The organism is Rathayibacter tanaceti, assembly GCF_001634385.1.
GTDB classification, from domain to species: Bacteria; Actinomycetota; Actinomycetes; order Actinomycetales; family Microbacteriaceae; genus Rathayibacter; species Rathayibacter tanaceti.
In genome coordinates this window covers 1-13,578 of sequence record NZ_LIIN01000086.1, presented here as the reverse complement: position 1 = coordinate 13,578, position 13,578 = coordinate 1, and the positions used below count along the sequence as shown (strand labels likewise).

Here is a 13,578-nt window from a genome sequence, read left to right as displayed (position 1 = left end):
GGCCCCGCGATCTACCGGGCTCGCGGCATCGGCCGCCGCGGAGCCGTCGGCCCGACCGATCTCGAACTGCACCGCGGCGAGATCGTCGGCTTCGCGGGCCTGCGCGGCTCGGGCCGCACCGAACTCGCCTCGCTCGTGAGCGGAGTCGAGAAGCCGGACACGGGCGAGGTTCTCATCGACGGCGAGCCCGCGCACATCGTCGACCCGGTCTCCGGCCTCCGCCACCGCATCGCCCACTCGAGCGAGAACCGCCGCGAGGACGGCATCATCGGCGACCTCTCGGTCCGCGAGAACATCGTGCTGGGCCTGCAGGCGCTGCGCGGCTGGGCTCATCCGCTGTCGGCGGCCGAGACCGAGACTCTCGTGCGCACCTACGTGGAGGCCCTGAACATCGCCCCGGGCGACTCGGACCTGCCGGTGAAGTACCTCTCGGGAGGCAACCAGCAGAAGGTGGTCCTCGCGCGCTGGCTCGCGACCCGGCCGCGGCTGCTGGTCCTGGACGAACCGGCGCGCGGCATCGACGTCGCCTCGAAGGTCGAGATCCAGGCGCACGTCTCGCAGCTCGCGAAGGAGGGCGTCTCGGTCGTCTACATCTCCTCCGAGCTGGAGGAGGTGGTGCGCCTGAGCGACCGCATCGTGGTGTTCAAGGACCGCGAGAAGATCGGCGAGGTCAGCAACGGCCCGTGGCTGACGGTCGACACGATCGTCGAGATGATCGCGGCCGACCGCGACGACGACTCCGACGACTGACGTTCCTCTTCGCCCACGAGGGGTCGCGCACTCGGAGCCGAGGTGGGGAGAGCCGGCCTCCGCGACCGGATCGTTACCGAGACCGACGGGCACGCTGTTGCGGGTCGCATTTTGTTCACGGTAACATTCGGGGGCGGCGCTGCTTCGGCCGGCGCCCACTGCACATCCTGCACTCACCGCACCTCGGGCCGCCAGGCCCGTGTTCAGGGCCCGACGCGGTCCACCATCTCGGGCGCTCTACCGCGCCCGCGATCTCAAGGAGGAGATCTATGTCCACGACGAGACGTATCGGCCAGTTCCTGGGTTTCGCAGCAGTCGGCGCACTCGCGTTCGGCCTCGCCGGCTGCTCCGGCGGCTCCGACTCGGGCTCCGGCTCGGGCGGTGACCTCACCACGATCGGCTTCGTCGCCGTCGGCCCCGAGGGCGCATGGCGCCAGGCGAACGAGACCAACATCGAGGACACGTTCACCAAGGACGCCGGCTTCGACCTCAAGTACGCCCCCGCCACCAACGGAGACCAGAAGTCGCAGATCGACTCCTTCACCTCCTTCGTGGACGAGGGCGTCGACATCATCCTGCTCTCGGCCACCGAGGGCTCCGGCTGGGAGGACTCGCTCGAGCGCGCCCAGGAGGCCGAGATCCCGGTCATCCTGATCGACCGCGGCATCGAGCCGGACAACAGCGACCTCTACGTCACCCGCATCGCGCCCGACAACATCGCAGTCAGCACCTCGGTCGCCGACTGGGCCAAGACCACCTTCCCGAGCGGCGCGAAGTACTTCACGCTCGAGGGCCCCGCGGGAGTCTCGGTCGTCAACGAGCGCAACGAGGGCTGGGACGAGGTCATCGGCGCCGACTCGACGTTCACCAAGGTCGGCGCGCAGACCGCGAACTGGTCGACCGAGGAGGCCAAGAGCGTCTTCGAGACCGTCCTGAAGTCGAACAACAACGACGTCCAGCTCGTCTTCGCCCAGAACGACGAGATGGGCCTCGGCGCGGTCCAGGCCGTCCAGGAGGCCGGCCTCACCCCCGGCACCGACGTCAAGATCGCCACGATCGACGGCACCAAGAACGCCCTCCAGGCGCTGGCCGACGGCGAGCTGAGCTTCGTCGCCGAGTACAACCCGCTGTTCGGCGACACTGCGCTCGACGCTGTCGAGAAGACCCTCGCCGGCGAGACGGTCGAGTCCTCGATCGTCGTCCCGAGCGAGACCTTCGACTCGCCTGAGGCCGCGGCCACGGTGCTGCCCGACCGCACGTTCTAGCCGCTCCGCTCCACTGGTCGCCCGGCGTCGTCACCGACGCGGCACCACTCCCCCGGAGCGACCGGGGTCGGCGCTCCCGCCGGCCCCGGTCGCTCCGCCCCCCGGCGCACCCGCTCGGCTGCGCCCCGCTCGAGAACGGAAACGACGCGACATGACAGGTTCGCCTCCGATCGTCGAGATGAAGAACATCTCGATCAGCTTCCCCGGCGTGAAAGCCCTCGACGGCGTCGACTTCCGCCTGTTCCCGGGCGAGGTCCACACCCTCATGGGTGAGAACGGCGCCGGCAAGTCCACGCTCATCAAGGCCCTCACCGGCGTCTACCGCATCGACAGCGGAGACATCGTGGTCGACGGGGAGACCCGTCGCCTCACCGGCACGGCCGACTCGCAGGCCGCGGGGATCTCCACCGTGTACCAGGAGGTCAACCTCGTCACGAACCTCTCCATCGGCGAGAACGTGATGCTCGGCTACGAGATCCGCGGACCCTTCGGCATCAACTGGAGGGCCACCCACCAGGCGGCGAAGGTCGCGCTCGAGAAGCTCGGCCTCGGCCACCTCAACACCCGCCAGTCGCTCGCGTCGCTCTCGATCGCGATGCAGCAGCTCGTCGCGATCAGCCGCTCGACGGTGAGCGACTCGAGGGTGCTCATCCTCGATGAGCCCACCTCGAGCCTGGACGCGAACGAGGTCGAGAACCTCTTCGTCGTCATCCGGCGCCTCCGCGAGGAGGGCGTCGCGATCCTCTTCGTCTCGCACTTCCTCGACCAGGTCTACGCGATCAGCGACCGTCTGACGGTGCTGCGCAACGGCACCTTCGTCGGCGAGTACCTGACCCACGACCTCGACCGCACCTCGCTGATCTCGAAGATGATCGGCAAGGACATCGCGGCGCTGCGCTCCCTCGACTCCGAGCGCGAGAGCCAGGACCACCTCTACCGCGACGCTCCGCTCTACACGGCGAAGGGCATCGGCAAGAAGGGCTCGATCGAGAGCACCGACCTGACGCTGCACCGCGGCGAGGTCGTCGGCTTCGCCGGGCTCCTCGGCTCCGGGCGCACCGAGCTCGCCCGCCTGATCTACGGCGTGGACAAGCCCGACACGGGCGAGATCACGATGCACGGCACGAAGATCGACGTGCCGACGCCCACCGCCGGCCTCGCGCACAAGATCGCGTTCTCGAGCGAGAACCGCCGCGACGAGGGCATCATCCGCGACCTCTCGGTCCGCGAGAACCTCATCCTCGGCGTGCAGGCCAAGCGCGGCTGGGCGCGCCCCCTCTCCAAGAAGGAGAAGGACGAGATCGTCGGCAAGTACCTCTCGAGCTCAACGTGCGCCCGGCCGACCCCGACCGCCCGATCAGCAAGCTCTCCGGAGGCAACCAGCAGAAGGTCCTCCTCGGCCGCTGGCTCGCCACCGCCCCCGAGATCCTCATCCTCGACGAGCCGACCCGCGGCATCGACGTCGGAGCGAAGGCCGAGATCCAAGAGAAGGTCGTCGCCCTCGCCGGCGAGGGCGTCGCCGTGGTGTTCATCTCGTCCGAGCTCGACGAGGTGGTCCGCCTCAGTGATCGCATCATCGTGCTGAAGGACCACCGCGTGATCGCGGAGATCCTCAACGGTCCCGCTGTCACTGCGGAGTCGATCGTCACTACCATCGCCGCAGAGGGAGTCGTCGACGAGGACGTCGTCGTCCTCGAGAGCGCCACGCAGGAGGCCGCATCATGAGCAGCGACACCCGACCCGCCCGGGGATCCGTCCTCGGCGGGATCATCCGCCGCCAATACTTCTGGGGAGTCGTGGCGATCGCCCTGCTCCTCCTCGTCAACGTCGTGAAGGACCCGGGCTACCTCGCCGTCTCGGTCAGCCCGACCACCGGCTACCTCGTCGGCAACGTCATCGACATCGCCCGCGCCGCCGCTCCGATCCTGATGATCGCCGTGGGCATGTGCCTCGTCGTCGCGACCGGGGGCATCGACCTCTCGGTCGGCTCGATCATGGTGGTCGCCGGCGCGGTCTCGATGGAGTTCCTCAACTCCGCCGGTGCGCCGGACTCGCTGGGCGCCGCGGCGGGGGCCTTCGCGGTCGCCCTGCTGGTGGCCGCCGTGCTCGGAGCCGTGAACGGCGTCCTCGTCTCGGTGGTGGGCCTCCAGCCCTTCATCAGCACCCTGGTCGTGATGCTCGCCGGCCGCGGCCTGGCGAAGGTCATCACCGGCGGGCAGAACACCGCCGCCACCAACGAGCCGTTCCGCTGGCTCGCGAACGGGTACGTCTTCGGGCTCCCCGTCGTGTTCCTCCTCGCCATCGCGATCGTCGTCGTCGTCGGAGTCCTGGTGCGCCGCAGCGCGCTGGGCCTGATGATCGAGGCCATCGGCATGGACCCGAAGGCGGCCCGCCTCGCGGGCATCAACCGCCGCGGCCTCCTGATGACCGCGTACATCGGCAGCGGCATCCTCGCCGGTGTCGCGGGCGTCTTCGCCACCGCGAGCGTGATGACGGTCGACGTCTCGCGCACCGGCTACCAGCTCGAACTCGACGCGATCCTCGCGGTCGTCATCGGCGGCACCTCGCTCGCCGGCGGAAAGTTCACCATCACCGGAGCGGCCGTGGGCGCGATCCTGATCGCCACCCTCGACAAGACCGTCGTGTTCCTCGGAGTCTCGTCCTCCGCGACGCCCGCCTTCAAGGCGATCGTCATCGTCGCGCTCTGCCTGCTCCAGTCGGAGCGCGTCCGTTCCGCCTTCACGTCCCGTCGCGAGGCACGTCGCAGTGTCCCGCAGAAAGAGGCGATCCCCGCATGAGTGCCGTGATGACCCGCTCCGCCCCTCCGGCGAGCACGAAGCGCGCCTCCGGGGCGCGCGGCTGGCTGAGCCAGCACCTCGACAAGCTGCCCACGCTGGCGGCGCTGATCATCTTCTTCGGGATGATCGTCTACGGAGAGTCCGCCTACGGGCGGATCCTGCAGGCCAGCACCCTCTCGAACCTGCTGGTCAACAACGCCCACCTGATCATCCTCGCCGTCGGACTCACCTTCGTGATCCTCACCGGCGGCATCGACCTCTCGGTCGGCGCGGTGATCGCGTTCAGCAGCGTGAGCGGGGTGCTCCTGATCAACGCCGGCTGGAACCCGTGGCTCGTGATGGTCGTGATGGTCCTGATCGGTGCGCTCTTCGGCGTGATCTCGGGCGTGCTGATCCAGTACTTCGCCGTCCAGCCGTTCATCGCGACGCTGGCGATGATGTTCCTCGCCCGCGGTCTCGCCTCGATGCTGAGCACCGTGCCGGAGCGGCTCCCCGAGGACTCGGCCGTGCTGAGCCTCGCCGCCCCGATCAAGCTGATCGACGGTCCGAAGGTGAACGACTTCGTGATCAGCCCGGGCGTGATCATCGCGATCCTCGTGGTGGCCGGCGCGTTCTTCGTGCTGCACCGCACGCGCCTCGGCCGCACGGTCTACGCGATGGGCGGCTCCGAGCAGTCGGCGGCCCTGATGGGACTGCCGGTCGTGCGGACCAAGCTGTTCATCTACACCGTCAGCGGAACCCTCGCCGGTCTCGCCGGAGTGGTCTACACGGCCCGCCTCGGCAGCGCGCAGAACATCACCGGCACCGGTTGGGAGCTCGACGCGATCGCGGCGACGGTCATCGGCGGCACGCTACTTACGGGCGGCGTCGGCTTCGTCCTCGGCTCTGTGGTCGGCGCCCTGGTCCTCGGCCTGATGAACGTCCTCATTACCCGCGACGGCGGCATCCCGCCGGAGGCGACCACGATCATCACCGGAGGCATCCTCCTGGTCTTCGTGCTCCTGCAGCGCGCCGTCATGGCCCGCAGCAAGACCTGACCGGGCCCACCGCCCCGACCGGTGCCCCCTCGTCCCCACGGACGAGGGGGCACCGGTCGTTGTTGCTGAGGTTGTGCTCAGAGGGCACCGGCTCCCCTACGGTGGGCAGCATCGAGAGATGCTCGAAGGAGCCGGTCCCGCCCGGGAGCCAGGCGCCGCCTCCCCGATCGGAGCGACTGCCATGAGCTCGGAGTGGTTCTTCTCTCCCGACGCCGAGTTCCACCGGCCGGGGACCCGGGGTGGTCGCCTCGCCCGGCGGGTCGTCGGACTCGGCCTGCTGCTGCTTCTGCTGGTCGCGATCGTGGGCGCGGCCGTCATGATCGGGGACGACCCGACGGCCGGCACGGTGCCTCCGGTCGCGCCGACCGGAGCACGGTCACCGACATCCTCGGCGCGCTGGACGCGTCCGACCCCGATGCCCTCCGTCGAGTCGTCCCGGCGACCTCGACCGAGCTCCGCGAGCAGGTGGTGCGCAGCTGCGGAGACATCGCGCCGGACGGGCGGTCCATCGACGTCCACGACGACCTGGTGCCGACACGGGTGGGCGCCGAGGTCCGCGGGCACTCGCGACGAGACGGCTCGCGCGCGGTGTGCACGCTCGGTCTGCGCTGGCTGGCGGATCAGGGCTGGGAGGTGTCGGCCCGCTCGGGAGGCTTCGCGGACCGCTGAGGGCTGCGCGGCCGCCTCAGCGCCGACGCCTCCGAGCCGACGCCGTCGCGCCGCCGTCAGTCGCGGTCACCGCCACGCCGAGGCCGGAGATTCAGCGCTGCCCATCCGACCAGGAGCACCACGGCGGTGGCGACCGCGGTGATCAGCACGGTCCCCGGGTCGGTCGCTCCGGCGGCCGACGTTCGGCGCACAGCCGATCGACCTCGACTGGCTCGTCGTGATGATCGACGGAGCGACGGGATCCATCGTCGGCACCTCTGGCGACACCGGCCCGCTGCCCGAGGTCTTCACCCGCTGAACCGAGGATCCGGCCGAGCGAGCGAACAGCCGTCGTCGATGCCGCCGTGCGGAAAGACCGCCGGCGAGGCCCTTCACGGCGACCTCACCATCGTGTTACCGTGAACATCGCTGGCTCGGACGTCGGCCTCCCCTCCCTCTGCAATGGTGCCGACCTAGGAGCAAGCGCGATGAAGCCCTTCCTGCGACCACTCGTCCTCGCGACGACCGTCGCGCTCACGGTCCCCCTCCTCACCGCCCAGCCCGCGAGCGCGACCGCGAGCCCCACCATCGGCCAGACGAGCACCGCCGCCGCCGCGGTGAACACTGCCCCGCAGGAGGCGCTCGACGCCCTCTCGATCGTCCACGCCGACGACATCCGCGGCAACGTCACGCTGCCCGCCACGGCGGGCGCCTACGACGTCGCCTGGTCCTCCTCGAACGCGGCCGTGCTCAGCACCACCGGTGTCGTGACACGCCAAGCCGCCTCGACCGCCGTCACGCTGACCGCGACGATCGCCGGCACCACAGCGACCCGGCAGCTGCCCGTCACCGTCACCGCCGCTCCCGCCGGACTCGACACGGCGTACGACGCGGGCTACCTCTGGACCCACTTCGCCTCGACCGACTACGAGAAGATCTACCTCGGCTCGAGCACCGACGGCCTGCACTGGTCGAAGCTCAACGGCGACAAGGCGGTGCTCGCCAACCTCGCCGGCACGCTCGGCGTCCGCGACCCGCACCTCGTGCGCTCCGCCACCGGCGACGAGTACTGGATCCTCGGCACCGACCTGCACGCCGAGGGAACCGCGGGCGGAGGCTCGTGGGACCAGGTGAACGCCAGCCAGAAGCTCGTCGTCTGGCGCTCCACCGACCTCGTGACCTGGAGCGACCAGAGCCTCGTCTTCGCCGGCTCCCCGAACGCGGGCAACGTTTGGGCCCCCGAGGCGACGTGGGACGAGACGACCGGCCAGTACTACGTCTACTGGTCCGGTCGCGACAAGACGCAGGTCGGCACCGACGACTGGGCGCTGCGCGTCTACGTCAGCACGACGCGCGACTTCGTGCACTTCTCGACTCCGACCGTCTGGCTCGACGAGAACTCGTCGACCAACGACGCCGACGGCCCGAACATCATCGACACCACCCTCGCGAAGGAGGGGGACACCTACTACCGCTTCTCCACCTCGGACTGGCGCACCGTCGTCGACACGGCCTCGGGCCTCGCCGGCCCGTGGACGCGCGTCATCGCCCGCGGCGAGGACACCGCCCACGGCCTGTCGGACCACATCGAAGGACTGACCGTCTACCAGCTGCCCGACGGCCGCTGGGTCGTGATGGGCGACTCCGGCGGCTACCGCGCCTCCGTGACCGACTCGCTCGCGAGCCTGCGCTTCACGGCGCTGCCCACCGGCGCCACGGGTGCGAACACGTACTCCTTCTCGAAGCCCTTCCGGCACGGCTCCGTGCTGCGGCTCTCGAGCGCGGAGGAGACGCGGCTGCTCGCGGCGTACGGCACCTCGACGGGACCGACACCCACACCGGCGAACACGAAGGGCGAGATCCTCCGCTACTCCTTCGACGGAGGATCGGGGACGACCGTGCAGGACGTCTCGGGCAATGGGCAGAACGGCACGATCGTCTCTGGCGGCACCTGGCAGAACGGCTCGGTGAAGCTCGACGGCACCGACGACTACATCGCGCTCCCGAACGACCTCCTCGCCGGGGTCACCGACGTCAGCGTCCAGGCCGACGTCTGGATCGACTCCGCGCAGAGCGGCGCGTACTTCATCTACGGCCTCGGCAACACGACCTCGGGTGCGGGGGACGGCTACCTCTTCACCTCGGGGAACAACTACCGCACGAGCCTCGCGACCGGCAACTGGACCACCGAGCAGACCGTCACGTCGGGCTCGGCCCTGCCCCGAGGGAGGTGGGCGCAGCTCACCTACACGCTCTCGGGCACGACGGCCACGATCTACCTCGACGGCGTCACTGTCGGCTCGGGCACCGTCACGACCGACCCGAAGGACATCGGAGGCGGCACCACCACCGCCAACGCCATCGGCCGCTCGAACTACACCGCCGACAACCGCTTCCGCGGCCAGATCCGAGAGTTCGCGATCTACAACCGGGCGCTCAGTGCGTCGGAGGTACTCGCCGCCTCCGGCAACACGACGGCTCTGGTCGACGTGACGCTCAGCGGAGACGTGCTGAAGACCGCTCCGATCGTCGACCCGGCCTCCCGCACCGTCACCTTCCCGGTGAAGCCGGGCACCGACCTGACGAGGCTCGCCCCAGCCTTCGTCACCGCCGGCGGAGTCACGGCGAGTCCCGCCTCCGGCACTGTCCGCGACCTCTCCAGCCCGAAGACCGTCGTGCTCACGCCCGCCGGCGGAGGCACAGCGACCACCTGGACCCTGAAGGCCGTCACCATGGGGTCGCCGATCATCCCGGGCCTGTACGCCGACCCGAACATCGCGGTCTTCGGAGACACCTACTACGTCTACGCGACGACCGACGGCACCCCCGGCTGGGGCGGCAAGGACTTCTTCGTCTGGTCGTCGAAGAACCTGGTCGACTGGACCCGCTCGGCGACGCCGATCCTCACCCTCGACGGCGCGAATGGGAACGTGCCGTGGGCGACCGGCAACGCGTGGGCGCCGACGATCATCGAGAAGGGCGGGAAGTACTACTTCTACTTCTCGGGCCACAACGCGTCGCTGAACCGCAAGACGATCGGAGTCGCGGTCGCGGACAACCCGCTCGGCCCGTTCACCGCGCAGCCCACCGCGATGATCACCAACGGCGAATCCGTGAACTCCGGCCAGGCCATCGACCCGGCCGCGTTCACCGACCCGAAGACGGGGAAGAGCTACCTCTTCTGGGGAAACGGCACCCCGGTCTACGCCGAGCTGTCCGACGACATGCTCTCGATCAGGGCAGGCACCACCGAGAGGATCAGCGGTCTGACCGGTTTCCGCGAGGGGACCTTCGTCAACTATCGGAACGGGATGTACCACCTCACCTACTCCATCGACGACACCGGCTCCGAGAACTACCGGGTCGGCTACGCGACGTCCACCAGCATCGGCGGACCATGGACCTCCCGCGGGGTGATCCTCGAGAAGAACCCTTCGCTCGGGATCCTCGCCACCGGCCACAGCTCGATCGTGAACGTCCCCGGCACCGACGACTGGTACATCGCCTACCACCGCTTCGCGATCCCCGGCGGCGACGGCACCCATCGCGAGACGACGATCGACAGAGTCGGCTTCGATCCGGCGACCGGCCTGATGCAGAAGGTGACGCCCACCCTCGAGAGCGTCGCGCCGCAGGTCGTCCCGACTGCGCCGATCGCGGTCACCGCCACCGCGGGCACGCGCTGCATCGCGGGGAAGATCGTCGTCACTGCCGTCGCGACGAACACCAACGCGTTCGCCGCGAGGATCGTGGTCCGCTCCCCCTGGGGCTCGAAGAGCGTCGCCGACGTCGCCCCCGGCGCCACCGTCTCGGCGGCGTTCAGCACCCGGACGACCAGCGTGACCGGCGACGCAGTGACCACGACGGCGACCGCCTTCGTCGGCGGCGCGCCGGCCACCGCCTCCACGACAGCCCCCTACTCAGCAGCCCACTGCGGCTGACTGCGCTCCACCCGACACCCACTGAGATCGAGCCGGCGACGACGCCGGCCGGAGAACGGAGAACACCCGATATGAACACCCGATCCCTTCTGATCCGCGGCGCCGCAGGCCTGGCCGGAGGCGTCCTCCTGCTCGGAGTCGCCGGAACGGCCGTCGCCGCCGAGGACCCCACCTCCTACGGCAGCGATGACGTCGACGTGAACGTCGACATCGCCGAGCTCCCCGGGACCGGCGCCCTCTCGATGACCGTCGCCGGCACCTCCACCGTGCTCACCGAGTCCGGGTCGGACAACGTGCGGCGCCAGTTCACGGGCAAGCTCCCCACCGTGACCGTCACCGACACGCGCGACGCCGCCGACATTCCCGACGACGCCGGCTGGTACGTCCTGGGAACAGCCAGCCCGTTCACCTCGCCCGACAGCACCAGTGTCATCGGCCCGGAGAACCTCGGCTGGACCCCCGCCCTGGTCGAGGGCGGCGAGTCCGGACTCGTCGCCGCGGGCGATCAGGTCGACACCGCCATCGACGGCGGAGTCAACGGAGTCGGCCTGCAGGGCGAGGAGCTCCTCGCCCTCGCCATCGACTCGCAGGACATCAACGCTGAAGGCACCTGGAGCGCCGACGCCGACCTGTTCCTGCGCACGCCGGTGAACGTGGACGCGGGCGCCTACAGCTCCACCGTCACCCTGTCGCTCTTCGAATGACCCGCGGCCGGGCACCGGGGGCCCTCCCCGCGCCCGGCTTCCACGGCCGTCGCGGCCGGGCTCGCCGGCCCGGCCGCGTCCTGCTTCCCCGTGCCACCATGAGGTTCTGATGACTGCTCCGCGCCGCTCCGCCACTCCCCGCCGCCCCGTCCTGCCCGCGCTGCTGGCGCTGGTCGTCGCCCTGCTCGCGATCGGCGTCGCCCCGCAGTCCGCGGCCGAGGAGGGGGCCATCACCTGGGCGGTCAGCCCGTCGACCGACGGCGTACCCGACAAGCGCTCGTGGGTCGAGCTCGACCTCGCACCGGGGACCGGGGCCTCGGACGAGGCCGTCGTGCGCAACCTCAGCGACCAGCCCGTGACCTTCAGGATCAGCGCGGCCGACGGCTACTTCACCGACAAGGGCCGCTTCACCATGCTGAACTCCGACCAGGAGTCGGTCGACGCGGGCACCTGGATCTCGGCTCCCGAGACGGTCACCGTCGACCCGGGCGGCAGCGGGGTCGTGCCGTTCACGGTCACGGTGCCCGACACTGCGACTCCCGGCGACCACGCGGCCGGGATCGCCGCGTCCGTCGTCTCGCAGGGGGCAGAGACCGGCGGCTCGAGCATCGGAGTCGAGAGCCGCATCGGCTTCCGGGTGATGACGCGGGTGACCGGCGAGGTCGCTCCAGCCCTCTCGGTCGAGAACGTCGCCGGCGACTACCGGCTCTCGTGGAACCCGTTCCAGCCCGGCTCCCTCTCGCTCGTGACCGACGTGGTCAACACCGGCAACGTGCGCCTGCTGCTCGACGGCACGGCGAGCGCGCAGGGCACCTCCGCTCCGCTCGTCGCTGCCGAGGGCGTGCAGCAGGAGCTGCTGCCGGGCGACCGTCGCAGCGTCTCGGTGCAGCTCGACGGCGTCTGGCCGCTGTTCGGAGTCGGCGCCGACCTGACCGTCGCGCCGACCGTCGTCGCGCCCGACCAGGCCGAGGCCACTGTGTCGCCGGTGACGGAATCGGTCACTGTGACGGCCGTGCCGCTCCCGCAGCTGCTCGCGCTCCTGGGGGTCGGTCTGGTCCTCGCCGCCCTGCTCGCCGGACGCGCCCGCTCCCGACGCCGCATCGCCACTCTGGTGCAGCAGGCCAAGGAGGAGGGCCTGCGCGAGGGCGCCCGCTCCGGCGCCTGAGCCCCCGCGGTGCGACGGTGCCGTGCACCCCGGCCGATCCCTCGCCGGAGACCGCATGCCCGCCTTGAGGGGCCACGGTGCACACGGCGGAGGCCTCGACGGGTTCCCTACCCGGTACGAGTCGAGAGCAGCACGGCGATCACGACGGGAGAGGCACGACGAGACCGCACGCGCTGGCCGGAGCGTGGTCGCGCCGCATCGACGATGCCGGCTCGTGTCCATCGCCGCTGACGCACACCACGATCCTCCAGGCGCGCCACCACTCCTGACCGCCGTCCTCGCCGTACCGCTCCAGCCTCATGGGCGGGAACGGGGCGGGCTACTGGTAGGTGACGAGGTCGGGGAGGGGGCGGACCTCGTCCATGGTCTCGGCAGGGGTCAGCATCGGCCGGTCCTCGTCGTAGAAGTTCTTCCACCCCCAGGCGAGGCCCTCGGGGGCGCCCTGGTGCAGTGCCTCCCAGGTGGCCTGTTTGTCGGGCTGCGAGCCCTGGCCGTCGACATGGATCAGGAACTCCAGCTCCGGGCGGTCGAGGCGGATCCGATCGCGGTCCTGGAGCATCGAGAGCCGGAACTGGTGCAGCACGAACATCTTGGGCGGCAGGCCCTCGCTCCGCACGAGGTCGGCGAGCCACTCCGAGACGCTGTCGACCTCGGCCGCTGAGACGCGGCCGATCTGCTCGAGCGGCTTCTGCCCCGGCATCAGGCGCCACTCCGGGTCGAGGGCGAGCCCCACGTTGGGCAGGCGCAGCAGATCCGCGTACCGCTTCGCCTGGGTGAGGAAGTCGGTGAGCCCCGACTGCAGGTCGAGCACCACGTACATCCCGGCCTCCTGCGCGGCGTCGATGTAGGGGCGGAGGTCGGCGGCGTCGAGCTCGTTCGAGTAGTCGCCGTCGGAGCCGGGGTCGCCGGCCGCGACCGTCGTGATGATCTCGAGGCTCGGCACCACCCTCTTGTCGGTGAGGGCGCGGTACGGTTCGGCTACCGTCTCCGCCCGCGCGATCGTGGGCTCGAGGCTCTGCTCGCCGAGCACACCGAGCACCGGCGCCCCCGGCGTTCCGTAGATCGCGACGAAGAGATGGCCGCCGAAGAGCCGCTGGCCGCCGCCGGGCAACTGCCAGCCGCTCGCGGCGGCGCGCACGGCCCACTCGGGCTCGGGCTGGGCGGCGAGGGCCGGCCCGAGCAGCACCGTGCAGGAGGCGTCCGCGTCGGCGATCGCGGTGACGGCGCCCGGCGAGGCGAGCAGGTCGTCGCGTCGACCACGGTGACGGGG

8 protein-coding genes and 2 pseudogenes are annotated in these 13,578 nt (G+C 70.4%); 9 read left to right on the top strand and 1 reads right to left on the bottom strand.

What is annotated here, in order from left to right; translation table 11 throughout:
• The 9 genes and pseudogenes from ACH61_RS10815 to ACH61_RS10775 form a co-directional block, all read left to right on the top strand.
• Nucleotides 1-750 (top strand): ATP-binding cassette domain-containing protein (locus ACH61_RS10815; RefSeq protein ID WP_153038840.1); only part of this gene is annotated, 750 nt, incomplete at its 5' end.
• Nucleotides 751-1,019: 269 nt separating this feature from the next.
• The gene (locus ACH61_RS10810; RefSeq protein WP_068211993.1) at nt 1,020-2,015 is read left to right on the top strand and encodes an ABC transporter substrate-binding protein; all 996 of its coding nucleotides are present in this window, start codon (nt 1,020-1,022) and stop codon (nt 2,013-2,015) included.
• A gap of 151 nt (nt 2,016-2,166) precedes the next feature.
• Nucleotides 2,167-3,740 (top strand): annotated as a pseudogene (locus ACH61_RS10805) (sugar ABC transporter ATP-binding protein).
• Nucleotides 3,737-4,813, top strand: a complete 1,077-nt coding sequence (locus ACH61_RS10800; protein WP_068211990.1) for an ABC transporter permease — start codon at nt 3,737-3,739, stop codon at nt 4,811-4,813. Before ACH61_RS10805 ends, ACH61_RS10800 begins: the two are co-directional and overlap by 4 nt.
• Complete coding sequence (locus tag ACH61_RS10795; RefSeq protein ID WP_068211988.1) at nt 4,810-5,850, top strand: ABC transporter permease subunit; 1,041 nt, start codon at nt 4,810-4,812, stop codon at nt 5,848-5,850. Before ACH61_RS10800 ends, ACH61_RS10795 begins: the two co-directional genes overlap by 4 nt.
• Before the next feature lie 468 nt (nt 5,851-6,318).
• Nucleotides 6,319-6,519: a hypothetical protein gene (locus ACH61_RS10790; RefSeq protein ID WP_153038839.1), complete on the top strand. Its 201-nt coding sequence runs from the start codon at nt 6,319-6,321 to the stop codon at nt 6,517-6,519.
• Between the two features lie 467 nt (nt 6,520-6,986).
• Entirely contained in the window at nt 6,987-10,439 is a 3,453-nt protein-coding gene (locus ACH61_RS10785) for a family 43 glycosylhydrolase (RefSeq protein WP_068211984.1), read from the top strand.
• Between the two features lie 71 nt (nt 10,440-10,510).
• Nucleotides 10,511-11,143: a hypothetical protein gene (locus ACH61_RS10780; protein WP_068211982.1), complete on the top strand. Its 633-nt coding sequence runs from the start codon at nt 10,511-10,513 to the stop codon at nt 11,141-11,143.
• A gap of 109 nt (nt 11,144-11,252) precedes the next feature.
• Complete coding sequence (locus ACH61_RS10775) at nt 11,253-12,308, top strand: WxL protein peptidoglycan domain-containing protein (RefSeq protein WP_082845203.1); 1,056 nt, start codon at nt 11,253-11,255, stop codon at nt 12,306-12,308.
• Nucleotides 12,309-12,627: 319 nt separating this feature from the next.
• Here the strand turns inward: ACH61_RS10775 and ACH61_RS17430 are convergent.
• Nucleotides 12,628-13,578, bottom strand: a pseudogene (locus tag ACH61_RS17430) (hypothetical protein); the annotation flags it as partial.